A 23,998-nucleotide genomic window follows, 5' to 3' on the forward strand; every position below is an offset into this window, starting at 1 on the left:
AGGATCACATTCAGCCAGAACGAAGGGCATCTCGTAGATGCAACTATCTCACACTCGGCCTGTGGCGTCGGCGGCATTCGATGACCCGAACCTGGTGTCGTGCGCTGGGTTGGTCCCGATCATGGCGTTGGCCCAGCAGTGCGGCCTCAAGGCGTTGACTGACGGGCATCTCAGCGTGCCGACCGATAAGGGCTCCAATGCCGGAGCGAAAGTCGCCTCGCTGGTCGCGGGCATGATCGGCGGCGCCGACAGCATCGAGGACATGAGGCTGCTGCGCCACGGCGCGATGAGAACGGTGTTCGACCGGCCGTACGCACCCTCGACACTCGGGTCGTTCCTGCGGGAGTTCAGCTTCGGCCACGTCCGCCAACTCGACGCCGTCGCATCCCGGTTCCTGGCCGGGCTGCATGCACGAACCCCGCTGCTGGCCGGCATCGATGGCCCGGTCAGGGTCGATCTCGATGACACCATCATCGAAGTGCACGGCTACGCCAAACAAGGTTCCGGCTACGGCTACTCCGGGGTCCGCGGCCTCAATGCGCTGATCGCCACCGTCACCACCGACGTCGGCGCACCGGTGATCACCGGCCAGCGGCTACGCAAAGGATCCTGCGGATCCCCACGCGGGGCCGCCCGGATCGTCGGCGACACCCTGGCCACCGTGGCACGGCTGCGCAGCACCCAAGCCACCAGCAGGCCGCTGGTGCGGGCGGACTCGGCGTTCTACGGGTCTCCCACCGTGGTGGCGGCGATCCGTGGCGGCGCGGACGTGTCGATCACCGTGCGACTGGACTCGAAGGTCAAAGCCGCCATCGCTGCCATCGACGACGATGCGTGGACGCCCATCGAGTACACCGATGCGATCTACGACGAGACCACCGGTCAGTGGATCTCCCGGGCCGAGGTCGCCGAGATCGGATTCACCGCGTTCAGCTCCAAGAAAGCCAGCCAGCAGGTACCGGGCAGGCTGGTGGTGCGCCGCATCCCCGACCTGCGCCCCACCGGCGGTGGGCAGGCCACACTGTTCGACGTATGGCGTTTCCACGCCTTCTTCACCACCACCGACCTCGACACCGTCACCGCCGACAAGATCCATCGCGGGCACGCCATCATCGAACAGGTCCACGCCGACCTGAAAGCCTCCGCCCTGGCCCATCTGCCCTCAGGACGATTCGCGGCCAACAGTGCCTGGTTGGTGCTGGCGGCCATCGCGTTCAACCTCACCCGCGCCGCGGCCACCCTCACCAGAGGCCGGCTCGCCAAGGCCCGCACCGCCACCATCCGGCGCACCCTCATCTCGGTCCCAGCACGCATCGCCTCCTCAGCCCGACGCCTCAGGCTGCACCTACCACGGGACTGGCCCTGGGAAACAGCGTGGAACATGCTGTTCAACAGCATCTTTGACAGATACCGACCGCTCAGAGCCTAACCGCACAGCCACCACCGACCACACGAACCGAAAGACCCACAGGAACAACCCGACTCGCAGGCCGGGCCATCATCTGATCCCGCACAACGGCCCACCCCGACTCCAAAGCGCACAACCGAATTTCGCCCCCACGCCGAGGGTCGATCGGTGAATCAAGGCTTAAGGGTCTGGGGCTACTGGCGCACACTGAATCTGCTGGGCAATTTCAATGCGGATCCCGACCCGATCAAGAAAGACAACATCATGTTCTCCGGGTTCCTCGGAGACGTGCTGGGCAACTACGAAGCGGCGACGGGGTCGACGCACTTCGACCAACCGGGATCGCTGAACTTCGTGTGGAAGGACGGGCGGGAGTTCCCGTACGACCACCACTCGCTCATCGAGGCGGTGCACCGAAATTTCGAGACCAGCCGCCTGGGCTTCTTTCCCTGTGAGCCCGGTTGGTCGTTCACCGTGTGCAACATCTTCGCCGCCCAGGGTATGTACGGCCACGACAAGTTGCACGGAACCACCAAGTGGGCAGACTACAAAGACAGGTGGCGACGAACGCTTGACGAGGAATACCTCACTCCTGACGGCAGCTATTCGCACATCCGGAGCAATTTGACTGGATTATCTTGGGACACAGGGGAGATGCCGGGTGGCGCATACCATGCGCACGCCAGCGGTCGCTTCATCGACATTTTGCCGGGGCACTACCGGCGGGCGCTGGCGCTTGATCTCAAGGAGGCCAGACCGATAATGGAGGCGTTGTCGGGCATGGTCGCCGACGGCAAGCTGGACTTGGAATTGCCTCGGGAACCTGATCGGCACCGTCAGACGTCGACCGCCGTCACGACATGGACGAAGTTGATCGGCGGAGCGGCGTTGGTCGGCGACGAGACGCTTGCCCGAGCCGCAATTGCAGGGGCTGATGCCCAATTGCCCACCGGCGGGCGTTGGCCCGAACGTCCGCTCGACGGAAGCGCAGCAAGCATCGGGGGATTCCTGGTAGCGCGGTGGTCAGCGCCGCTGACCCTGGGCGAGTTGAACATTCGGGGATATGTTCCCCCTTCCGGACCGCTGCTGGTTGATACGGCGTGGGATGACGTTCTCGTTGTGCTTGCACGATCGACCGATGGTCGGTCACTGGATCTGGCGCTCACGCCGAGCGGGGAGCACGACCTGCCCGATGTTGGTCTGACGCTGGAGGCACTCGAGCCGCACCGGCGGTACGGGGTCACGAACCGCAGCGGTGACTCGATACGCGAGGTCGCCGAGTTCATTGCCGACGCCGACGGTCGAGCCGTCACGTCGATCGCCGTCACCGGGTTCACAAAGCTGCGGGTGGAGACCACCGATTCCGGGAAGGCCTGATGATCCTCAACTGCGACCGCATCTGGACTGAGATGGTCACCCTGATCTACCGGGTGCGACGCAAGCCGCGGGTGACTAGCGATCCTCCGCCGAGCAAAGCGGCGACACCAAGGCGCGGATGACTGTTCGGCTGGTGTCGGCCTCAGATCTGGCGGAGGGCCGGACCGTTGTCGATGACCGTCTCGTTGAATCCCCTGGCGGCCATAGCGAAACATATTCCGGCAATCACTTGCGCGACAGGTACGACGATGGTCAACGCCCGGCCCAGCGATGCGACGCCGATGTCATCTCGAAGCGCGTCACTGATGAGACCTGTCAGGAAGGGTCCGGATGCGCCGATGATGGCGGCCGCGGAAAGGAAGATTGCGGACGCGGTGGCACGCAGCTCGGTCGGAACCAGTAGCTGAATGGCCGCTACGGACGGCGCCATATAGGCGGCTCCCACGATGTAGCTCATCGCGATGAAAAAGACGGCCAGCCCCGGTTGAGTCACTATGAAGCCGAGGATCGAAAACGGCAGGGCCACAACTATGACCGCGATGACGAGCCACAGCAGCCAGCGCTTATCCTTGCTCGACAACATGTCGGCCAAACGCCCGACGACCAGGAGGCCGAGGACTCCGATCGCGCCGCTGGCGATGCCGTACTGCACGCCGACCTCTGACAGCGACATTCCGCGCACGCGCATGAGGTAGGCCGGGGCGAAGGTCGAGAGCGAGTATCCAGCGATGGAGATGCACGCAACACCCGCCACGATGGCGAGGTAGTTCTGGATACGGAGAAGCTCCCACCATTTGTTGGCTACGGCCTGCGCAGGTGCGGGGATGGGTGGCATGGCTTGGCGTGGGCCGAGTACCGCCAACAGGAGAGGGGCAGCGGCGACGCTCAGGCCGCCCAGAATCGCGAATGCAGCACGCCAGCCGAGGTATTCGGCAAGCATACCCCCGGCGAGCAAGCCGGCTGCGCTGGATATCGGTATTGCGAGGGTGGTGATGGCAAGCGGCGCTGCCCGGCGTTCCGGGGCGAAGTTGCGGGCCACGTAGGCGTGCGCCGCTGGGTTGCTGCCGGCCTCTCCGATCGCCACACCGATCCGCGTGGCCGCGAGTTGGTACCCCGATTGGACCACTCCGCCGAGCATCGTCATCGCGCCCCACAGGGTCAGGCACCCGGCGATCACCAGCCCGAATGTTCCCTTGTCGGAGATCCGAGCGATCGGGATGCCGACAACGGCGTAGACGATCAGGAAGCCGAACCCGTTGATGACTCCGATCGCCGTGTCTGACAGGTGGAGTTCGGCTTTGATCGGTTCAGCGAGGATCGCGGGCAGGAAGCGGTCGGCGTAGTTCAGCACGCCAACTCCGGTGAGCAGCGCGACGGCTGACCACGCGCGAAGCGGTCGGTGAACCTGATGGGCTGGATCCCTGACAGTTGTGACTTCGGTCATTGCACCCGGCCTGGCATCTGGACGTTGTGGTTGACAGTGGTTCTCTGGAATGAGCATAGGCGGTTGGCGATCCGTGCGGACGAGCGGGAAAGAAGGTATTGTTTTTCGAGTAGAGAATTGATATTTCCGCATACTGGGGCACGTGCGGCGTCATCGGAGCCCTCCCGTTGTCAATGCGTTGCGGTGGCCTGGGCGTTGTGGGCCGTGTCTTGAGGACGCGCCGAGCGACAAAGGAGATGTGATGCGTCGAGGCTTTCAGTGGGCGACCGGTGTCGTTGGCCAGCATACGATCTGCGGAATCGTCAACCAGTCAACTCTTGAGTTGGTCGGAGCGCTGGTATACAGCGGCGCTACGGACGGCAACGACCTTGGTGAGATATGCGGCATCGGTTCTCTTAAAGTCAAGGCGACCAAGGACCGTGACACCATCATCGCGATGGACGCCGACCGCGTGCTTTACGCGGCGATCGGCGAGCCGCGGATGGACGACGCTCTTGATGATATTTGCGCCCTTCTGGAGTCGGGCGAGAACATCATCTCCATGACCGTCGCGGGCCTGATCTCTCCGAAGGCGATGGGGAGGCGATCGCCAGCGGATTGACGATGCGTGCGCCAAGGGCGGCTCGTCATTCCACGCAATCGGCATCGGGCCGGGGTGGGGCCGCCGACGTGCTGCGGCTCACGGTTTCCGCGCTGAGTCGGCGGATTGACTCAATCAAGGCCTAGGAACTGACGGACTGTGCGACCTACGGCAACGACATCCTCTTCAACGTCATGGGGTCTCAACCAGGATCCGATCACCCGGCTCGGGGGTGATCAGGCGCCCGAGTGGCCCCATGGGCACGTCTGTGCGGCCTCGCCGGGCGTCAAGACGGTAATCGACATGCCCGTGACCATCGGCCGCGGGACTATCACGCCGTGATCGCAAAACGTTTCTCACAGGAGGGCTCGGATCGTGAGGCGCGAGGTTCCCGTGATCGTGCTTGCGATGGAGTTCTCGATCACAGACCCAGACCGGGTGCGGACAGTCTTGGATCGCAACCGGGACACCCTCGCCGCGCTCGGTGCCCATGAGGTCGTCGTCCATCACTCAGCTGTTGAGCCAACCCGAGTGCTGACGACGATCGGCATCAGGTCGCGACAGCCAGTGCGGCAACTTCTTGGGTCGCACTACCTTTTCGATTGGTTCGACGCGGTTGGCCTGGTCGAGGTACCCGCCGTCTTCGCAGGTGACATCGTCTTCCGTCACGACACCGCTGACGCGGCGCCGCCGGGTCGTGAATTCGTCGTCGCCGCAATCTTTCCCGTACCGCAACCAGAAGAGTTCGTCGCGCAGGTGAAGGCTTCGCTCGGCCGATTCCGCCGATATGGCATCCGCAAGGTCCGGGTGTACCAAGCATTCGACGACCGTCGCGAGGTGATGCTCCTCTTGACAGTCGACAACCAGCACAGCGCACATCTGTGGCTGTCCAAGTCCGATGCGGCGGCCGTCTGGCTCGCCTCCGCCGGCGTCGGTATTTACCCGCCCGTCTTCCTCGGATCGGCCGACTTCGACATTGACCTTCCCGAAGATCGGGACGTGGGACCCTGATGTATATCTGCCTATGTCTCGGAGTGACGAGCCACGACGTCACCGACGCGATCAAGGCGGGTGCCATCACCACTAAGCAGGTGGCCGCCGAGACCGGAGCGAGTTCGCAGTGTGGCCGGTGTCGCCGCAATATCAGAGCCATTATCGACGCTGTGGCCGACGGCTCACGCCCTGTGAGCGGCACTCAATCGGGTTCATGAGATCGGAAACGTCCAGAGTGCGTGGACTTCCTGTCCCATACCTGTCGTCGCGACAACCGAGGCTCTGCGCACTGGCCGGCGGTGCTACTGTAAGCCTGTCGATAGTTGTCTGGGGCCACGATTGGAAGGGTGCGTCGATGGAGTTGGGTGCATGTTTCGCTCGCGAAGGCGGGGGTTTTGTTCCCGGTTCGACAGCACGGGGTGGGTGGGGCGAGTCCGTCAGCGGTCACGCGGTTGGTGGCCTATTGGCATGGGCGCTCGAACGCGTCGTCGGAGACACCGATATGCAACCGGCCAGGCTGACGGTCGACTTGCCGAAGCCAATGGCACTCGAACCCGTTGAACTGCACACCGAAATACTGCGAGACGGTCGACGACTCCGGCTCATCGAAGCCTCCTTGGCGCAGCGCGGCGCGATCGTCGCCAAGGCGAGTGGGCTGTTTCTCCGGCGATGCGAGCAACCCGGCGGCGACGTATGGTCGCCGCAGGTTGTGATGCCGCCGTTGCCCTCGGAAGACGATGTGGCTGCTGCGGCACTGTTCATCCGCACCTACGGTTGGGGCGCACCGATGCAGAACCCGGATCAGGACTGGTCCGGCGAGGCTGGCCGGAAGTACACATGGCTCAATATGACTCAGCCCGCGGTCGACGGCGAAGAACTCACACCGTTCGTACGCGCGGCAATGGCCGGGGACATCACAGCCTCGCTGGCCAACTGGGGCACCGCAGGCCTGAAATTCATCAACGCAGATTACACCGTGACGCTCAGCCGCCTACCTCAGGGCCCGGTGCTCGGGCTGGCGGCGGAGGCCCATCACAGCTTCGATGGCGTGGCAACAGGCTCGGCCACACTCGTCGACACCGAAGGGCCGGTGGGGACCTGTGTCGCGGTTGCCCTCGCGCACAGCGGGTTTCGGGTACCGCAAGGCTAAGCAGCGGCCCGCTTCGGTTCAATTAGATCACTGCGTCCTATCCCTACTCGGCGGTGGCCGTTAGCGTTGGGATGGACAGTGCCGAGGAGATCGAGTGCCGCCCTGAAGACGGGCCGTGACTGCCGTCGCTCGATAACGGCATCCATAAAGGGATGTCGTTGCTCGCCGGACAGAAATCCCGATCACCGGGCCTATCGGAGACCTTGGATTCGCGCTCACTCAGCCCTTTGTAGAAGACAACGGGTGGGGTAGATCACCGCGGCGGTGAGGCTGCCCTGCTCATCCATCAGCTCGAGTCGCGCTTCGTGCTCCTGATAGGCAGGTACGACGTCCATCGCCTCGCCGATGAACTCGCGGAAGGTTTTTCCTCCGGGATTGCGGCCGTGAAACCATTCCTTGGCACTACCGGGTCGCGCGACGCGCGCGTGTGTGGGATTGGGGATCAATGTCGCTGAGGTGGTTCTTGAACATGATTTTCGTGCCGCCATCGATTTCGACGTACCGCACTGCTCCGGTGCACTCGCTGGGGAGGTATCGCAACAACGCGTCGCGGGTTTCGTACATGTGATTGTCGGCGTCGTAGACCGGATAACCAGCGGAGTTCATCATGCTGCTCTTCCTCTGGGCAGAGAACCGAGCTTCTCAAGAAGGAGAGCAAAATATCACACAGCGCCGCTGCCCGTGGTCGACCGAACGAATTCGGTCCCGTGACACCCAGGGGTTCCGTCGTCGCGCTAATCGACTGCGGTGTCGGGCTTCGAGGCTCGGTTACTTGGCACCGGATAGACACATTGTTATGGTTGTGCAGCCGGTTGGGCTAGTGGCCTACTGCGAGATGTTCTCTCGCGCATTGCAACAGCGCGGGCTGCTGTTGTCCGGGAGCGGGCAGGCACCCGGGGTGACCGTGGTGTTGTCGGTGGTGCGGAAGGGGGCGCCTCTATGAGTACCCGTACTCCCGCACGCAGCGTTTTCGACGCTGGCCTACCTGCGCTGGACTACGACTTGTATGCTACGCCGGGGCAGGCCTATCCCGAGATCCGCGAAGCTCAGCGAATCGCCCCGATCGCCATCGGGCCTGCCGGACCCGAGATTCTCTCGTACAACTTGAACCGGGCGATATTGCGTGACGAGCGCTTCGTCATGCCTCCGGGCATGAACTTGACGGCACAGGGGGTGACTTCAGGGTTGATGTGGGACAAGGTGCGTAACAACATCATCTGTCTCGAAGGTCCCCCACACAGTCGCCTGCGCAACTTGGTTTCCAAGGCGTTCACCCCGCGGTCCACAGCACAGCTCGACGAGACGATCGATGAGGTCGTCAGCGAGCTCATCGACGGGGTCGTCGACACCGGATCGTGCGAATTCGTCGACGCGATCGCCCGGCCGTACCCGGTGCCGATCATCTGTGCGCTGATCGGGGCTCCCCGGGAAGACTGGCAACAGATTTCGGCCTGGACCGACGATGTCTTCAAAGCGTTCGGGATGGCGTCGAATGCCGGGCGTGACGAACCGATCATCATGGCCGCCTGGGCCGAGCTCGACGCCTATGTCGATGAAATGGTGGCTCGCCGGCGCCGCCGCTTGACTGACGATTTGCTCTCCGAACTCATCCGCGCCCGGGATGACGGCGACAAGCTCAGTGGACCGGAGTTGCGCATGTTAGTGACGGGGCTGTTGATGGCCGGCACCGATACCACGCGGAACCAGCTGGCGGCCTCGGTCGATGTGCTGGCCGACCACCCGCAGTCGTGGGCGCTACTCGGTCGGCGGCCGGAATTGGCGGCGCCCGCAGTTGAGGAGACCATGCGACATTCGCCGGCCATTTGCGGCTCGGCGCGAGTGGCCGTCGATGGTGCGGAATTCGGCGGCTACGTATTTCCGCGGGGTGCTCTCATCATCGTTAACACCTTCGCTGCGAACCGGGATCCGGAAGTTTATGAGTTTCCTGATCGCTTTGACATCGCCCGTACGGACGCGCCGGCGATCCTGACCTTCGGTGGTGGAGTGCACTATTGCCTGGGTGCGAATCTCGCTAGGCGTGAACTTGCTGCCGCTCTGCGGATCATGGCAACCCGACTGCCAAACCTGCGCAGGGTCGCGCCGACACTCTGGAAGCCGATACACGGTGTCAGCGGTCCAGCAGCGATGCATCTCGCGTTCGGAGGGGCCCCTTCGAGTTCGCTCGCCGACACGATCGCATCGTCTGCCGATGTGAGTAGGGCATATGCGCAAATATCAGAGTATAAATTCTCGACGTGCAATAGTGCCTAGGTACTTGGTGGCGCGCCAAAGCCTGTCGCTCGGATGGTCCAGACAACAAGAGGGGCGAAAGTGAGTCTCGCAGCAACAATCAGCAGTGATCGCGAACTGTCGGTGATCGAGATGGACGAACACCCCGTGGGCGCTGATGAGGTCCGCGTCGACGTGGCGTTCTGCGGACTCTGCGGGTCAGACCTTCTGATCTTTTTCGGAGCGCCGGAGCCGCTGGCCGGACACATCATGGGTCACGAGTTCTCCGGCGTGGTCCGGGAAGCGGGTTCCGGTGTTTCTGGCTGGACTGCCGGCGATCGCGTGGTGGTCAGGCCGATCAAGTCGTGCGGCGCATGCAGGGAGTGCCGAGGCGACGACGACGCCGTCTGCGTCACCGGAATCATGGGCGGCCCCGGGCTGGGATGCGCGGGCGGCCTGGGGGATTCGGTGGTGGTCCCGGCCTACATGCTTCATCGCGTACCCGACCATCTCAGCCTCGAGCACGCCGCACTGACCGAACCACTCGCCGTCGCGGTCCGCGGCGTCCGGCACGCCCAGGTGTCTAGTGATGACGCAGTGGTGATCACGGGAGCGGGCCCAATCGGAGCGTTGACTCTTGAGGTCCTCAAGGCCTACGGGCACGAGCGAGTCTTGGTTGTCGAGCCCAACGCCGGGCGGCGGGCCATGGCGGCGCGCCGCGGAGCATTGACGGCCGAACCCGCCGGGGCCGCCGCCGCAGTTGCTGAGCACTTCCCCGATGGAGTGGCCGCAATCTTCGATTGCACGGGCCGCGCCGAATGTCTTCAACAGAACGTCGATGTCGCCGGATACGGCGCGCGCATCGTCGTTCTCGGGATCGCGTCGACACCGGCTGAAGTACAGCCGATGGCGATCGCGTTGAAAGAAGTCGTCATCGTCGGTTCCACCGGCTACAGCCGCAATGACTTCACCGGAGCGCTAGACCTTTTGGCCTCGGGGAAGGTAAACGGCGAAGCGCTGGTCACCTCGGTCGTCGACCTCGGCAGGGCGGACGCCAAGCTTCGTGAGCTGCATTCGGGGTCGACTGCAGACATCAAGGTGCTCGTCAGGCACGCTGGGCACGCGAACGCCTAACCAACATCATCGCGGCTTCCCCGATCGCTCGCGCGCGGTGGCGCACCTGCGGGACTAGCTATAGCTAGCACTAGCACTCAATCGGGCCGGTGCAAGAAGCCGTGCAGGATCGCGCGGATGAGTTCACGGACTATCGTGTCGCGCGACGGTTGGCCGGTGCCGAAGAATGACGAGCGCAATGCCGCCATACCCGCGATCGTCGCGACAGTGGAATGTACCGGCAGATCCTCGTCGCTGGGATGCACGCCGCTCGATCGCATGGCTTCGACCGCGATCTGTCCAAGTACCTCAAGCGATGCTCTGACGTCGGCGATGCCGATGTCGGTCATCTCCGCTTCTGTCAGAGTGTCCGAATTCATTAGGGTCACAAGCAATCCCTTGTGCTCAACGAAGACGTCGTAGAGCCGCCCGACGAACATCTGTGCCAGCGAGTCGTCGTCATTCGCATGTTCTGGGACGACCGATTGCCACGTGCGGCCGAACTCGGCGACGAAGTCAGTGAATGGCTGTACGAGGGCTTCTCGGAACAATGTGGCCTTGGAGCCGAAGTGCCGGAACAGGAGATGCTCGGCGATGCCGGAGGCTTGTGCGATTTCGCGTGTCGTCGTGGTGCGGTAGTCCTGGCGGGCGAAGAGGTCGCGCGCGGCGTCGAGGATGAGCCGACGCGGGGCGCCGCGAGGTCGACGCTTGCCCGACGCCGGATCCTGGGCAGAGTGAGGTGCGGTCGGGGTCATCGTTGGGCACCAAGGTGGTTGACTTTCCTCAAGGAAGTACCCACTATCTTAATTTGGAAAGTGACCGGTATCTAAGCGGTTCAGTCGGAAGGGTACTCGCGTGGGCGCCTTGATAATGCTGGGAACTTTGTTCGGCCTGATCGTTCTGATTTGGGCGCTGGTGTACTTCTGTGACTCCGAGGTTCGCGGTACCGCACCTGACGAGGTTGAGCAGTGAGCACCGCGACCCTGATCACCGTCATCTTCGCGTGGACAGGCGGTGTCTTCTTCCTGTTCCTCGGCGCATTCCTGAGTTATCGCCAGAAGCGGCTCAACCCCGTGCTGTTGCTGTCGGTGTGCGCGTTGTCGTTCTCCTGGATGGAGGCGCCCTACGACTGGGCGTGTTATGCGAACTTCGATCCGTCGTGGCCTCGGATGCCGTCGTGGTGGCCGTTCAACTACACCTGGGGCGGTCTGCCCGCCTCGGTGCCGCTGGGCTACATCCCTTACTTTGTCTTGCCGGCGGTGATCGGTGCCACGATCGGCCGATGGTTGGCCGCGAAGTTCCACTGGCGGCGGCCGTGGACGCTGCTCACGGTGGGCCTCGTGGTGGGCTGTGTCTGGGCGTTCCTGTTCAACGCGATTCTGGGGGCCCGTGGCGGGTCAACCCAGTACGGCTACGTGATCGGCGGGCTGGCGTTGTGGGAAGGCGAGAAATGGCAGTACCCGCTCTATGACACGCTGGCGATGGGTGTGCAGATGATGCTGTTCACCTATCTGATGGGCCGAACAGACTCGAAGGGCCGCACAGTGCTCGAGTCGTGGGCGGCCAAGCGCACGTCGACGAGGAGCAAGACGATCGCGTTGGCGATCGCTGCGGTGATCGTCGTCGGCCACTTGACCTACGCGGCGGTCTTCCTGCCGCACCTCATCACCAAGCTAGCCGGATATCAAAACGTCGGTCCGACCGAGGAGATATTCCCGGGCTATCCCAACCAACCGCTGCACGGCGGGCTGGGCGGAAGTCAGCGCTACCCAGGCTACGATGGGCCCGGCGAGCCGCCTGCCTAAACCCTTGGGCGGACCTCGAAACTCGGGCCGCCACCTCGATACGGAAGACAAGTCACACGGGGCATAGGGTCGTTTCCACTGCTACACGCATCCACAGCCTAGATCGGGGGGCCGCCGTAAGCCAGAGTTGAGAACAGTTATTCTCATCAACGGCGAAAGGAGGAGTGGTGCGTGATGAGTGTCGCCGCTCTACGGCTCGCGGTGTTTGCGCTCTTCGCGTCGATCATCGTTATGCGCCAGTCGCTGTGTCTGTTGTGCCTGGCCTCCGTACTGGTCATCGTTTTGGCCGGCACCCCATGGGTGATGGAAGCCGGATTGCGCGGAAATGGTGGCGACTTGCCGGCCGCTTGTTGAGATGAAGGACCGCAAATCGACGGCGTGGAGATGCTCGTGATGATTCGAATTGCGCAGACTGAGAATGACCAAAGGACGTGACAGTGTGACCAGGCTGGCCCAAACCATTGGATTGACCGAGATTCAGACGGAGATCGTCTCGGCGGTTAGGCATTTCGTCGACACCGAGATCATTCCCAGCGCACACGAACTCGAGCGCGCCGACGCATACCCTACGGAAATCGTCGCAGCCATGCGCGAGATGGGGCTGTTCGGGTTGATGATCCCCGAACAGTACGGAGGCTTGGGGGAATCACTCCTTACCTACGCACTGTGCGTCGAAGAACTCGCACGGGGCTGGATGAGCGTCTCCGGGGTCATCAACACCCACTTCATCGTCGCATACATGCTGTGCCGGCACGGCACCGAAGAACAGAAGCAACGCCTGCTTCCCGGGATGTCGACGGGGGAGATCCGGGGGGCCTTCTCGATGTCGGAGCCGGAGTTGGGTTCCGATGTCGCCGCTATCCGCACCCGCGGAGTTCGCGACGCCGAAGACGGTTACCGCATATCTGGACAAAAGATGTGGCTGACCAATGGCGCAACCTCAACACTCGTGGCAGCGCTCGTCAAGACCGACGAGGGTGCCGAGCGCAGACATCACAACCTCACGGCCTTCTTGATCGAGAAGCCCTCCGGGTTCGGCGAAGTGAAGCCCGGATTGTCGATACCGAAAAAGCTCGACAAACTCGGGTATAGGGGCATCGACACCACCGAGATGATTTTCGACGACTACGTCGCGAGCGCACAGGACGTTCTCGGCGCTGCCCCCGGAAAAGGCTTCTTCCAAATGATGGACGGTGTGGAGGTCGGTCGGGTTAACGTCGCGGCCCGCGCTTGCGGTGTCGGGATCCGCGCATTCGAACTGGCAGTTCGGTACGCGCAGCAACGTGAGACATTCGGTAGGCCAATATCGTCCCACCAGGCGGTCGCATTCCAACTGGCCGAGATGGCAACCAAGGTCGAAGCGGCACATCTAATGATGGTGAACGCAGCACGCCTGAAGGACTCCGGTGAGCGCAACGACGTGGCAGCAGGAATGGCGAAATATCTGGCCAGTGAGTTCTGCGCCGAAGTGACCCAGCAGAGTTTCCGAATCCACGGAGGATACGGCTACTCGAAAGAGTTCGAGATCGAACGGCTGATGCGGGACGCACCGTTCTTGCTAATCGGCGAGGGCACCAGCGAGATCCAGAAGTCCATAATTAGCAAGAGCCTGCTAGCGGAATATTCTCTCTAGCAGCGTGTGACAGTCAGTCGACGGCTATGACATTGTCTGTTGCCGACATCGTCTGTTGCCCGTGGTACGGATCTCGTCATCCTTGACCGATGCCGCCTGACCACCATCACCAACGAGAAACCCGAAATAGGAGCCGAAGCCCTGCGTGTCAGGGTGAGTTGAGTCCAGTGGTTCACAGCAAATCGGCCTGACGCAGGGCGAGATTCGGATCGACACATCATGACCAGCTCCACGATTTCCTCGGTGAACGACAATGAACGGATGGATCCGACCCACCCCTGTCGGCGGACATGAAAGTGCCCATCCGCGGCCAATAAGAACTGCCCATCTATGACTGGTCCGCCGTGCCGGCGGTGTTGAGCGAGCACATCGAGTTCCCGCCGTTCCCGAGGGCGCACCTGGAGAACTCGCTGGCGAACCTCGCGGCTAGTGGGCTGAGCCGGGAATTCGTTGAAGATATGATGCGAGTCGTTCGAAGATCTCGTCGGCGGCTTTGGTCCAGTTGAATGGCCGTGGGTTGGCGTTCCAGGCTGCGATCCAGCCGCGGATGTCTTTCTCCAGAGCCTGGATCGAACGGTGGACGCCGCGGCGGAGCTTCTGGTCGGTCAGCAACCCGAACCACCGCTCGACCTGGTTGAGCCATGACGAGTAGGTCGCAGTGAAATGCATACCCGGTTTGGGAATCTTACGTTCCCGCAACGGCTGTGGTCGAAATGCGCCCTGCCTGAGCTGAGCGCGTAGATCATCCAGGAACCCGGGAATCCCGACCCGTTCCTCGACGTCGGCGACCGTGAGGCCGTCCACGCCCGGTGTCCGGGATCCGGTGTTACCCGCGACTCGGTCGAACGCCACGAACAGCGTTGCCGGGTCGCACACGAAGTTGAACAGGTCATCGAACCGGCGGCCAGGATCGGCCACCGCCCAACGGTGAAGTTAGGCCTGCATCTCCGATACCCGCTGTCGCGGCCCCACGGGCAACTCGAGCGAGGCGCCGGTATTCACCGGCGCACCTATCGGCATTACAGCCTCCGTTCCTTCTCGAAACTGCTGCCGCCCTTCCCCATGCGCACGGCTCTCCCCGGCTCGGAGTACTACGGCGGCTCCGCCCCGTCTCGGGCTGATCAGTCGACGATGGACCCAGCCAGAACGCCGCGCTGGAGGCACGACATCGGGCAAGAACCGAGACGGTTCCCACGTTCACTGTGATTCGCTCGACGAAGGAGGAGCCCAACTCTGTCTGACCCTGCGGCATCGCCACGGCTACCCCGCAGCACGTCACCGTGGCCTCCCGGACCGACATCCACAGGCCGGCCCAGAAGTTCCCTGTCCCAACACAACCGAACAGGTGCGCACCGCGCCCGACCCATATCCGCGAGATTGGAGCCGGTTTACCTTTCGAAGGAGGTACTCACGCTGGTTCCTCGCGTACTCCACTCCGCCACGCTCGCCGAACCCACGCCATCTGGCAGTCCTGGCGCATCCTGGCTTTGTCGGGGCTGCTCCCACCCATCCCGGCACCTCCCGGGACCGGCTGCCCCCAGCTTCACCGTTCCTGCTGCGACAGGTCCGGCGGCGAAGGTCTCTCACCTCCACTCGAATCATCAGCGCCTCGTGGCGCGCGCGGGTCCAGGTACAACCCGACGACATCACGCACCTTGTCGACGAACTGCGGGTCGTTGCTGATCTTGAACGTATCCACCTGATGCGGTTTGAGCCCGAACGACTTCCAGATCCGTCCCACCGCGGACTTGGACAGGCCGGTCTCGGCGGCCATCGAGGCCCGCGACCAGTGCGTGGCCTCTTTGGGTTGACGCTCCAAAGTCGCCACAATCAGCTCCTCAACGGCCTCGTCAGTGATCTTTCGCGGCGCGCCGGGGCGCGGTTCATCTGCCAGCCCGTCCATGCGTGAATCGAGGAACCGCCGCCGCCACTTGCCCACAGTTTGTGGCCACACACCCTCCTCGGCAGCCACTTCCTGGTTAGATTTCCCTGCTGCGCAACCTAATACGATCCGACACCGCTGCGCCAACGCCAGCGACGACTTCGAGCGACGCGCCCACCGCTGCAACGTCTCACGCTCGTCATCGGTCAACGTCAACTCGACTACCGGCCGACCCCTACCTGCCATCGACCAAGTCTACAATTAATCAACCAATTTACGGCGCAAGATACTAGCCGCCCGCGGTGCGAGCGGTGAGTCCGCGGACCGCCTCGATGCGGGCCTTGAGCTGATCGGTGGTCGCGGCCGCGATGGGCGGTCCGCCGCAGATCCGGCGCAGCTCGTTGTGGATCCACCCGTGGGGTTTCCCGGTGCGGTGATGGGCCACCGACACCAGGGTGTTGAGCTCCTTGCGCAACTCGCGCAGCTGTCCGTGCGTCGACGGCCGCGGCACCACGCCCTCGACGGTCCGCTTGGTGAGCTGCTCTTCCTGCCTGCGCCGCAACAGGTCTCGCATCTGAGCGGTGTCCAGCAGGCCCGGGATGCCGAGGTAGTCAGCTTCCTCCTCGCTGCCCGCGGGGGTCGCGGTGCCGAACGACGAGCCGTCGAAGATCACCTGGTCGAGTTCGGCGTCGGCCCCGAGGTACTCGATCCCCTTCTCCTGGAGATCGGGCTCGTCGCGGTTCTGCTCGGCAAGCTCGGCGTCCATCGGGTCCTCGAGCGTCTCCCGGTGCGGCTTGCCGAGGACATGGTTGCGCTGGGCCTCCATCTCGGAGGCCAGCAGCAGCAGGTTGGGCACCGAGGGCAGGAAGATGCTGGCGGTCTCACCGGGCCGCCGCGACCGGACGAACCGGCCGATCGCCTGCGCGAAGAACAACGGAGTCGATGCGCTGGTGGCGTAGACGCCGACGGACAGGCGCGGCACGTCGACACCCTCGGACACCATGCGCACCGCGACCAGCCACGGCGTCGTGCCTTCGGAGAACTCCGAGATACGGTCCGAGGAGCCCTTGTCGTCGGAGAGCACCACGGTGGGCGCCTCGCCGGTGATCGTGCGCAGCAGGTCGGCGTAGGCGCGGGCCGCGGTCTGGTCGGAGGCGATGATCATGCCGCCGGCATCGGGGACGTGTCGGCGCAGCCCGCGCAGCCGGGTGTCGGCCGCGGCGATCACGGCGGGCATCCACTGCCCGGCCGGGTTGAGCGCGGTCTTCCAGGCCCGGGCGGTCTGCTCGGCGGTCAGTGGCTCGCCGAGGCGCGCGGCGTGTTCCTCGCCCGCACTGTCGCGCCAGCGCGCCTCGCCCGAGTACGCCATGAACATCACCGGCCGGACGACGCCGTCGGCGAGCGCGTCGGAGTAGCCGTAGGTGTGGTCGGCCATGGAGTGTTTGAGGCCGGCGCTGTCCTCTTCGTAGGTGACGAACGGGATCGCGCTGTCGTCGCTGCGGAACGGAGTCCCGGTCAGCGCGAGCCGCCGCGTCGCGTCGTCGAACGCCTCGCGGATCGCGTCGCCCCAGCTCTTGGCGTCGCCGCCGTGGTGGATCTCGTCGAAGACGACCAGTGTCTTGCGGTTCTCGGTACGGACCCGGTGCCGGGTGGGATGGCTGGCGACCTGGGCGTAGGTGACGACGACGCCGTGGTACTCCGACGATGTCTGCGAGTTGGAGTTGGAGAACTTCGGGTCCAGCGCGATGCCCAGCCTCGCGGCGGCCTGCGCCCACTGGATCTTGAGGTGCTCGGTGGGGACGACGACGGTGACGGCCTCGACGGTGCCCTCGGCGAGCAACTCGGCGACGACCCGAAGCGCGAAGGTCGTCTTGCCCGAGCCCGGCGTCGCGACAGCGAGAAAGTCGCGCGGTTTGGCAGCCAGGTATTTCACCAGCGCCCGTCGCTGCCAGCCCCGTAACGCCTGGGTGCTGGGCGCTGCGTCAGCCCGCACCCTGTGACTCCTTCCGACCGGAATGCAGTCTAGGGTAGGCGGTTCCGTGGACGCACAATCGTCCGGCGTGTCCGCGTGCGTGTCGGCGCGGTGCTACTCCACGAAGTGGTTGTCGTTCTTGATGAACCACTCCCGGCGCTCGTCGTCGGTCAGCTCACCCAGCTGCGCCAACCCCTCGAAGTAGTGCTCCCGGGGCGCGCCCGGCGCGAACAGCATCAGGATCGACGCGGGCTCGTCGGCGACGTTGCGGAACCCGTGGATGCCGCCGGGAGGGACGTAGAGGAAGTCGTTCGGGCTGCCGCTCTTCCAGTCGGTGCCGTCGTAGAGCTCGATGGTGCCCGACAGCACGAAGAATGCCTCCGACATCGCCCGGTGGAAATGCGGTCCCGGGCCGCCGCCCTTGGGTGCGATCTCCACCCGGTACAGGCCGTAGTCGCCGTCGGTCTTCTGCTGGTCGGCGAGATAGTGGTACTTCACCAGACCGAACGCATCGTAGTCGGGTGGCTCGTCCCGGCGCCGAAGCCAGGCGCTGACCTCGGGAGCGTCGGCGGTGTAACGGGGCGGGGGATAGGGCGGCACGACCAGCGACACCCGGTCAGCGTAGACCGGGAACCGCACCCCGGTGAGGCAGCTACGGCAAACCCGCAGCGCCGCCGCCACCGGCGTGACAGGCTGTGCCACATAGTTCGCCATCGCCGGCCGGGCAGGAGAACGTCGGATGGCTGTATCCCGCAAGTGGCTGGTGCCCGTGATCGCACTGGCGTCTCTGCTCCTGGCGGGTGGAACTGTGGCCGGCCCCGTCAGCGCCGCCGAACAAGCCGTAGTGATCCCGGGAGCCATGCCCCTCAAGCGGATCAACCCGTTCTATCCGCTGATCGCCGGAAGTTATCCGCTCATCGGTGTCAATCTGCACGATGATGACGACCCGACGGTGGTCGACTACACACAGAATCCGCTCGCCACTCGCCGCGCGCTGCTCGACGGGGTCGAGCAGGCCGACATCGCTGTCCGTGACATCGACGGCAAAGTGGTCGTCATCGGCGAATCGATGGGGAGCATGGTCGCGTCCAGACTCGCAGCGGAACTGGCCGACACCCCGGATCCTCCCTCGCCGAACGACATCAGGTTCGTGTTGATCGCATCACCGGAGGAAGGCGTCGCGGAGTGGTTCAAGGAGGGCACGTACATTCCGCTGCTGAATTACCGCGTCAGCCGCGTTCCGGAGTCCCCTTACCCCACCACGGTCGTGATCGGAGAATACGACGGCTGGGCCGACCCACCCGATCGGCCGTGGAACTTGATCTCGCTCGCCAACTCGGCGCTGGGCTTGGTCTACGTCCATGGGCCGGCGATCTGGGATGTGGACCTCAGCGACGTTCCACCCGAGAACACGACCGTCGACGGCACGGTCACCACCCATCTCGTGCCGACTGAGAAGCTCCCGCTGACTCGGCCGCTTCGCGCCGTCGGGGTCCCCGACCGCGTGGTGGACAGGGCCGATCAGCTTCTTCGTCCCATCGTCGATGCCGGTTATCGCCGCCACGACCAGCCCGGTGACCCGCGTCCGTACCTGTCCGACGGCAGGATCCGCCGCGACGGTCACGATGCGCAGCAGACCCGGGAGCAACGCCGTGAGGATCGCCGACAGCAGCGGGCCGGAGGAGATGATCGGGCCGACCAGAGCGACCCGGATGTGCGGGAGTCGACAAGCGATGCAGCAGAGCGGCGGGCGGAACGGCAGGCTCGTGTGACCCGCCGCGTTCAGGACGCCACGGGGACGGGATAAGCGACCGAGGTCAGTTCCTCGGAGACCGTCCACAACCGGCGCTGCATGTCGAGGTCGTAGGACTGTGGGCTGCTGGCGACGACGACCGGGCTGCCCTTCTGCTGAGCGATGCCGTCGGGTCCGTAGTACTGGCCGCCGAGCGCTCCGGGGTCGGTGGCGGCGCGCAGCGTGGGCAGCGCGCCCGCGGCCGGGCTCTGCGCGAACAGTGGAGCAACGGTCTGGAACGCACCCTGCACCGACTTGGGGAGGTTGCGCGCCAGCTCCGTCGTCGACGTGCCGGGGTGGGCCGCGACGGCGACCGTCTTACCGCGCGGTGCCAGCCGGCGCTGCAGTTCGTAGGTGAACAACAGGTTGGCGAGCTTCGACTGGGTGTAGGCGCCCATCCGGCTGTAGCTGCGCTCCCACTGCAGATCGTCCCAATGGATGGCACCGCCCATCTTGTGGCCGTTGCTGCTGACCGTGACAACGCGCGAGCCGGGGACGTCGAGCATGGCCTCCAGCAGCCGGCCGGTCAGCGCGAAATGGCCCAGGTGGTTGGTGCCGAACTGGAGCTCGAAACCGTCGGCGGTGGTGCCCTTGGGTGTCGTCATCACGCCGGCGTTGTTGATCAGCAGGTCGATGCGCTCGTACCGCGACTTGAGGGCGTCGGCGGCCGAGCGGATCGAGTCAAGGGACGTCAGGTCGAGTTCCTGCACGGCGACGTCTCCGGCGATCTGCGCCGCGGCCTGCCCGCCCTTGTCGGTGTTGCGGACGGCGAGCACGACGTGGGCGCCCTTGGCGGCCAGGGCCTTGGCGGTCTCGAACCCGATCCCGGTGTTGGCGCCGGTGATGACGGCGGTGCGGCCGGTCTGGTCGGGGATGTCGGCAGTGGTCCAGTCGGTCATGGCCGGGTTCCTTCTGTCGTATCGTCAGGGAAAGCGGGGCGTGCGCCCCGGATGTCGTCGACTATACGGAACGACCGCCCCGGTTATCCAGGAGGTGCGCTGTGAGCGAAATCGAGCGGCCGCGCAATCGGACGCTCCGCGCGGACGCCGCCCGCAACCGGGCGCGGGTGCTCGAGGTCGCCTACGAGACCTTCGCGGCCGAGGGCCTCGCCGTGCCGATCGACGAGATCGCGCGCCTGGCCGGTGTCGGGGCGGGCACCGTCTACCGCCACTTCCCGACCAAGGAGGCGCTGTTCAGCGCCGTCTTCTCCGACCGCGTGCGCCGCATCGTCGACCATGCCCATGCCCTGCTCGCGTCGGACGGGCCGGCGGAGGCACTGTTCACGTTCCTGCGGGACATGGTCGCCACCGGTGCCGCCGACCATGGCCTGGTGGATGCGGTCGCCGGATACGGGATCGACCTCCAGGCGGCGGCGCCCGGCGCCGAAGCGGCATTTCTCGGCGTCCTCGGCGAGTTGTTGACCGCGGCCCAGCAGGCGGGGTCCGCGCGCGTCGACGTCGGCGTCCGTGAGATCAAGGCGCTGCTGCTGGTGTGCAAGTCGGCACAGCTCTACGGAGAAGACGTCTCGGACCGGGTGGCGGCCGTCATCGAGGACGGTCTCCGCACATCCTGACGCCGGCACCGCTACCTTGCACTCTCCCAGGTCGAGTGCTAAGAATGCAGTTGGCACTCGCGACCGGCGAGTGCTAGGTCGGGACGGTGAGGCAAGGGTCCGCACCTGCGGGAGCACACCCTAGTCGTCCGTCGCGGGCACTGCGCCCGACCAGCAAGACGTGCATCCCCAATCCGGAGGAACACTTCGCAATGTCCAAGATTATTGCGTATGACGAAGAGGCCCGCCGCGGCCTCGAGCGGGGCCTCAACGCCCTCGCCGACGCGGTAAAGGTGACGTTGGGCCCCAAGGGTCGCAACGTCGTCCTCGAGAAGAAGTGGGGCGCTCCCACGATCACCAACGATGGGGTTTCCATCGCCAAGGAGATCGAGCTGGAGGACCCGTACGAGAAGATCGGCGCTGAGCTGGTCAAGGAAGTCGCCAAGAAGACCGACGACGTCGCCGGAGACGGCACGACCACCGCCACCGTGCTGGCCCAGGCCCTGGTTCGCGAAGGTCTGCGCAACGTCGCTGCCGGCGCCAACCCGCTGGGCCTCAAGCGCGGCATCGAGAAGGCCGTCGAGAAGGTCACCGAGACGCTGCTGAAGTCGGCCAAAGAGGTCGAGACCAAGGAGCAGATCGCTGCCACCGCCGCGATCTCGGCCGGCGACACCCAGATCGGCGAGCTCATCGCCGAGGCCATGGACAAGGTCGGCAACGAGGGTGTCATCACCGTCGAGGAGTCCAACACCTTCGGCCTGCAGCTCGAGCTCACCGAGGGCATGCGCTTCGACAAGGGCTACATCTCGGGTTACTTCGTGACCGACGCCGAGCGCCAGGAAGCCGTCCTCGAGGATCCCTACATCCTTCTGGTCAGCTCCAAGGTGTCGACCGTCAAGGATCTGCTCCCGCTGCTGGAGAAGGTCATCCAGGCCGGCAAGCCGCTGCTGATCATCGCCGAGGACGTCGAGGGCGAGGCCCTGTCCACCCTGGTGGTCAACAAGATCCGCGGCACCTTCAAGTCGGTCGCCGTCAAGGCCCCGGGCTTCGGTGACCGCCGCAAGGCCATGCTGCAGGACATCGCGATCCTCACCGGCGGCCAGGTCGTCAGCGAAGAGGTCGGGCTGTCTCTCGAGACCGCCGACGTCGCGCTGCTGGGCACCGCCCGCAAGGTCGTCGTCACCAAGGACGAGACCACGATCGTCGAGGGCGCCGGGGACTCCGACGCCATCGCCGGCCGGGTGTCTCAGATCCGCGCCGAGATCGAGAACAGCGACTCCGACTACGACCGCGAGAAGCTGCAGGAGCGCCTGGCCAAGCTGGCCGGCGGTGTTGCGGTGATCAAGGCCGGAGCTGCCACCGAGGTGGAGCTCAAGGAGCGCAAGCACCGCATCGAGGACGCCGTCCGCAACGCGAAGGCCGCCGTGGAGGAGGGCATCGTCGCCGGTGGCGGCGTGGCCCTGCTGCAGTCGGCTCCTTCGCTGGACGAGCTGAAGCTCGAGGGCGACGAGGCCACTGGCGCCAACATCGTCCGGGTCTCGCTGTCGGCCCCGCTCAAGCAGATCGCCTTCAACGGTGGCCTGGAGCCGGGTGTCGTCGCAGAGAAGGTGTCGAACCTTCCCGCGGGTCACGGCCTGAACGCCGCGACCGGTGAGTACGAGGACCTGCTCAAGGCCGGCGTCGCCGACCCGGTGAAGGTCACGCGCTCTGCGCTGCAGAACGCGGCATCCATCGCGGCGCTGTTCCTCACCACCGAGGCCGTCGTCGCCGACAAGCCGGAGAAGTCGGCCGCACCTGCGGGCGACCCGACCGGTGGCATGGGCGGCATGGACTTCTAGTCCGACGCTTCACGGAAAAGCCCGGCTCCCAAGGGGAGTCGGGCTTTTTCGTGCTGTCAGAGCAGCAGCTCGTCAGGTGTCCGCCACGCCACGCCGCCGAATCTGCTGAAGTCGACGTCGTAGCTGACGATCTCGGCGCGGTGTTCGATGGCCAACGCGGCAAGGTGCGCATCGTTGACGAGGTTGCCACCGGTGCCGAGCGGGGCGAGGAGCGCGGCCAGAACATCCGCGTGCCGGGGTGTCGGGTTGACGACGACCGCACCGGGCGCGCCACACCATTCGGTCACCCGGCGGAGAGCATCCTCGGGTCGCAGCGGTGACGGGAACAGGCCGTGTTTCGTCGTGAGACGGATGAAGGCAAGCAGCGGGACCCAGGCCATGCCCACCGTGTCGGCCCCCGACAGCGCGTTGTCGAGCCAGCGCAGCGAGGACTTGTGATGCGCGCTCGACGAATTCACCGCGTAGAGGAGGACGTTGGCGTCGACGATCTTCACGCGCCGCGGCGCTGACGGCGAATGAGTTCCTCGTCTTCGAGCTCAGCGGCGAGTTGTATCGCGCGATCCAGGTTGACTGTGGGCACGCCGAGCTCAGCGGTTGTGGTGGCGAACCGTGCAGGTGCAGGACGGTGTTGGCCACCTTCACGGATGGCGTCGTTGAGCGCCTGCTTGAATGACACGCCGCGTTCGGCCATCAGGCGGCGGACGACCGCGAGGGTGTCGTCGTCGAGCGTTACCGTCGTGCGCATGATGACAGCATAGCGTCATCACCAGTGATGCCTTGCTGTCAATCGGTGAGGGGGACGCAGTCGTCGCCGCACCCCGACGCGGTGGGCGAGCCGGGTGTGGAGCCGGGAAGGGCGGGTCGGTGCAGCACCGCTCCGCCGGGCGCGACGGTGAGCTCGTCGCCGGCCACGGTGGCCGCGCCGTCGACGATCAGCGTGTAGCCGCCGGGTTCGCGCGGCGGCCAGACCAGCGTGACGTCGGCATGGCTGCCGGCATTCCTGCGGGTGCGGTTGCCGACCGGGCCGACTCCGAGCACCCCGCCGGCGAGCACCGGATGAACGGCGACGGTGTGTGCCCGGTAGTCGTCGCCGACGGTCACCAGATAGGCGAACGTGAAGTCGGCCATCGCCGCCGCCAGTTGATCGAGGTCCACCTTGACGCTCATTCGGTGAGGATACGGCGCGGCCGGGGAAGAATCCCGAGCGCGACGTGGTTGGCGTAGAGCAAC

General features: G+C 64.8%; 25 protein-coding genes. 14 read left to right on the forward strand and 11 right to left on the reverse strand.

The annotated features are described in order from the left end of the window. Positions 1 to 37: 37 nt before the first annotated feature. Both H7I57_RS08810 and H7I57_RS08815 read left to right on the forward strand, forming a co-directional pair. Positions 38 to 1,429: an IS1380 family transposase gene (locus H7I57_RS08810; protein WP_264023044.1), complete on the forward strand. Its 1,392-nt coding sequence runs from the start codon at positions 38 to 40 to the stop codon at positions 1,427 to 1,429. Positions 1,430 to 1,576: 147 nt separating this feature from the next. After that, positions 1,577 to 2,785: a linalool dehydratase/isomerase domain-containing protein gene (locus tag H7I57_RS08815; RefSeq protein ID WP_264023045.1), complete on the forward strand. Its 1,209-nt coding sequence runs from the start codon at positions 1,577 to 1,579 to the stop codon at positions 2,783 to 2,785. Between the two features lie 142 nt (positions 2,786 to 2,927). On the opposite strand, the gene H7I57_RS08820 is transcribed toward H7I57_RS08815, so the two are convergent. Next, the gene (locus tag H7I57_RS08820; RefSeq protein WP_264023212.1) at positions 2,928 to 4,229 is read right to left on the reverse strand and encodes a spinster family MFS transporter; all 1,302 of its coding nucleotides are present in this window, start codon (positions 4,227 to 4,229) and stop codon (positions 2,928 to 2,930) included. 241 nt (positions 4,230 to 4,470) lie between these two features. On the opposite strand from H7I57_RS08820, the gene H7I57_RS08825 reads away from it, so the two are divergent. From H7I57_RS08825 to H7I57_RS08840, 4 genes are all read left to right on the forward strand, one after another. Continuing rightward, positions 4,471 to 4,830, forward strand: a complete 360-nt coding sequence (locus tag H7I57_RS08825) for a dihydrodipicolinate reductase (protein WP_264023046.1) — start codon at positions 4,471 to 4,473, stop codon at positions 4,828 to 4,830. 510 nt (positions 4,831 to 5,340) lie between these two features. Further along, positions 5,341 to 5,820 (forward strand): hypothetical protein, encoded by a 480-nt coding sequence (locus tag H7I57_RS08830; protein ID WP_264023047.1) that lies wholly within the window; start codon positions 5,341 to 5,343, stop codon positions 5,818 to 5,820. Beyond that, the gene (locus H7I57_RS08835; RefSeq protein WP_264023048.1) at positions 5,820 to 6,020 is read left to right on the forward strand and encodes a (2Fe-2S)-binding protein; all 201 of its coding nucleotides are present in this window, start codon (positions 5,820 to 5,822) and stop codon (positions 6,018 to 6,020) included. The genes H7I57_RS08830 and H7I57_RS08835 overlap by 1 nt, the downstream gene beginning before the upstream one ends. 137 nt (positions 6,021 to 6,157) lie before the next feature. Further along, entirely contained in the window at positions 6,158 to 6,952 is a 795-nt protein-coding gene (locus H7I57_RS08840) for a thioesterase family protein (RefSeq protein WP_264023049.1), read from the forward strand. Positions 6,953 to 7,167: 215 nt separating this feature from the next. Here H7I57_RS08840 and H7I57_RS08845 read toward each other — a convergent pair whose 3' ends face one another. After that, a complete protein-coding gene (locus H7I57_RS08845) occupies positions 7,168 to 7,398 on the reverse strand; it encodes a hypothetical protein (protein WP_264023050.1) in 231 nt (76 codons plus the stop codon). 493 nt (positions 7,399 to 7,891) lie between these two features. Between H7I57_RS08845 and H7I57_RS08850 the strand changes: the two genes are divergently transcribed. Together H7I57_RS08850 and H7I57_RS08855 are read left to right on the forward strand one after the other, a co-directional pair. Then, the gene (locus tag H7I57_RS08850) at positions 7,892 to 9,223 is read left to right on the forward strand and encodes a cytochrome P450 (RefSeq protein WP_264023051.1); all 1,332 of its coding nucleotides are present in this window, start codon (positions 7,892 to 7,894) and stop codon (positions 9,221 to 9,223) included. Positions 9,224 to 9,283: 60 nt separating this feature from the next. Next, positions 9,284 to 10,315, forward strand: coding sequence for a zinc-dependent alcohol dehydrogenase (locus H7I57_RS08855; protein ID WP_264023052.1), 1,032 nt, complete (start codon positions 9,284 to 9,286; stop codon positions 10,313 to 10,315). Positions 10,316 to 10,392: 77 nt separating this feature from the next. Here the strand turns inward: H7I57_RS08855 and H7I57_RS08860 are convergent, their stop codons facing one another. Beyond that, positions 10,393 to 11,049 carry a TetR/AcrR family transcriptional regulator gene (locus H7I57_RS08860; protein WP_264023054.1) on the reverse strand — a complete coding sequence of 219 codons (657 nt, stop codon included), beginning with the start codon at positions 11,047 to 11,049 and terminating at the stop codon, positions 10,393 to 10,395. A gap of 213 nt (positions 11,050 to 11,262) precedes the next feature. Here H7I57_RS08860 and H7I57_RS08865 point away from each other — a divergent pair, with 213 nt between their 5' ends. The 3 genes from H7I57_RS08865 (at position 11,263) to H7I57_RS08875 (ending at position 13,732) form a co-directional block, all read left to right on the forward strand. Beyond that, a complete protein-coding gene (locus H7I57_RS08865) occupies positions 11,263 to 12,099 on the forward strand; it encodes a spirocyclase AveC family protein (protein ID WP_264023056.1) in 837 nt (278 codons plus the stop codon). Between the two features lie 174 nt (positions 12,100 to 12,273). Continuing rightward, complete coding sequence (locus H7I57_RS08870) at positions 12,274 to 12,453, forward strand: hypothetical protein (RefSeq protein ID WP_264023057.1); 180 nt, start codon at positions 12,274 to 12,276, stop codon at positions 12,451 to 12,453. A gap of 85 nt (positions 12,454 to 12,538) precedes the next feature. Next, positions 12,539 to 13,732 carry an acyl-CoA dehydrogenase family protein gene (locus H7I57_RS08875; protein WP_264023058.1) on the forward strand — a complete coding sequence of 398 codons (1,194 nt, stop codon included), beginning with the start codon at positions 12,539 to 12,541 and terminating at the stop codon, positions 13,730 to 13,732. A gap of 426 nt (positions 13,733 to 14,158) precedes the next feature. On the opposite strand, the gene H7I57_RS08880 is transcribed toward H7I57_RS08875, so the two are convergent. From H7I57_RS08880 to H7I57_RS08895, 4 genes are all read right to left on the reverse strand, one after another. Further along, a complete protein-coding gene (locus H7I57_RS08880) occupies positions 14,159 to 14,650 on the reverse strand; it encodes a hypothetical protein (RefSeq protein ID WP_264023059.1) in 492 nt (163 codons plus the stop codon). 625 nt (positions 14,651 to 15,275) lie between these two features. Then, positions 15,276 to 15,860, reverse strand: coding sequence for an IS630 family transposase (locus H7I57_RS08885; protein WP_264023060.1), 585 nt, complete (start codon positions 15,858 to 15,860; stop codon positions 15,276 to 15,278). Positions 15,861 to 15,903: 43 nt separating this feature from the next. Next, complete coding sequence (locus H7I57_RS08890; protein WP_264023062.1) at positions 15,904 to 17,607, reverse strand: DEAD/DEAH box helicase; 1,704 nt, start codon at positions 17,605 to 17,607, stop codon at positions 15,904 to 15,906. Positions 17,608 to 17,700: 93 nt separating this feature from the next. Continuing rightward, positions 17,701 to 18,198 (reverse strand): cupin domain-containing protein, encoded by a 498-nt coding sequence (locus H7I57_RS08895; RefSeq protein ID WP_264023214.1) that lies wholly within the window; start codon positions 18,196 to 18,198, stop codon positions 17,701 to 17,703. A 127-nt stretch (positions 18,199 to 18,325) separates the two neighbouring features. On the opposite strand from H7I57_RS08895, the gene H7I57_RS08900 reads away from it, so the two are divergent. Continuing rightward, positions 18,326 to 19,393: a PE-PPE domain-containing protein gene (locus H7I57_RS08900; protein ID WP_264023063.1), complete on the forward strand. Its 1,068-nt coding sequence runs from the start codon at positions 18,326 to 18,328 to the stop codon at positions 19,391 to 19,393. Here the strand turns inward: H7I57_RS08900 and H7I57_RS08905 are convergent. Beyond that, entirely contained in the window at positions 19,369 to 20,277 is a 909-nt protein-coding gene (locus H7I57_RS08905; RefSeq protein WP_264023064.1) for an SDR family NAD(P)-dependent oxidoreductase, read from the reverse strand. The two genes, H7I57_RS08900 and H7I57_RS08905, sit on opposite strands and share 25 nt — an antisense overlap. 101 nt (positions 20,278 to 20,378) lie before the next feature. Between H7I57_RS08905 and H7I57_RS08910 the strand changes: the two genes are divergently transcribed. Then, on the forward strand, positions 20,379 to 20,951 hold the full coding sequence (locus tag H7I57_RS08910) for a TetR/AcrR family transcriptional regulator (RefSeq protein ID WP_372510154.1): 573 nt from the start codon (positions 20,379 to 20,381) through the stop codon (positions 20,949 to 20,951). Positions 20,952 to 21,142: 191 nt separating this feature from the next. Beyond that, positions 21,143 to 22,768, forward strand: a complete 1,626-nt coding sequence (gene groL / locus H7I57_RS08915; protein WP_264023065.1) for a chaperonin GroEL — start codon at positions 21,143 to 21,145, stop codon at positions 22,766 to 22,768. A 56-nt stretch (positions 22,769 to 22,824) separates the two neighbouring features. Here the strand turns inward: groL and H7I57_RS08920 are convergent, their stop codons facing one another. Genes H7I57_RS08920 through H7I57_RS08930 form a run of 3 tightly spaced genes read right to left on the reverse strand, consistent with a single transcriptional unit; the run spans position 22,825 to position 23,935 of the window. Then, positions 22,825 to 23,262, reverse strand: coding sequence for a type II toxin-antitoxin system VapC family toxin (locus H7I57_RS08920; protein WP_264023066.1), 438 nt, complete (start codon positions 23,260 to 23,262; stop codon positions 22,825 to 22,827). Further along, complete coding sequence (locus tag H7I57_RS08925; RefSeq protein WP_264023067.1) at positions 23,259 to 23,513, reverse strand: antitoxin; 255 nt, start codon at positions 23,511 to 23,513, stop codon at positions 23,259 to 23,261. The genes H7I57_RS08920 and H7I57_RS08925 overlap by 4 nt, the downstream gene beginning before the upstream one ends. A gap of 38 nt (positions 23,514 to 23,551) precedes the next feature. Then, positions 23,552 to 23,935, reverse strand: a complete 384-nt coding sequence (locus H7I57_RS08930; RefSeq protein ID WP_264023068.1) for a pyridoxamine 5'-phosphate oxidase family protein — start codon at positions 23,933 to 23,935, stop codon at positions 23,552 to 23,554. Positions 23,936 to 23,998: the final 63 nt, after the last annotated feature.

The sequence above is a fragment of the Mycolicibacterium pyrenivorans genome (assembly GCF_025821625.1).
In the GTDB taxonomy this organism is placed as follows: domain Bacteria; phylum Actinomycetota; class Actinomycetes; order Mycobacteriales; family Mycobacteriaceae; genus Mycobacterium; species Mycobacterium pyrenivorans.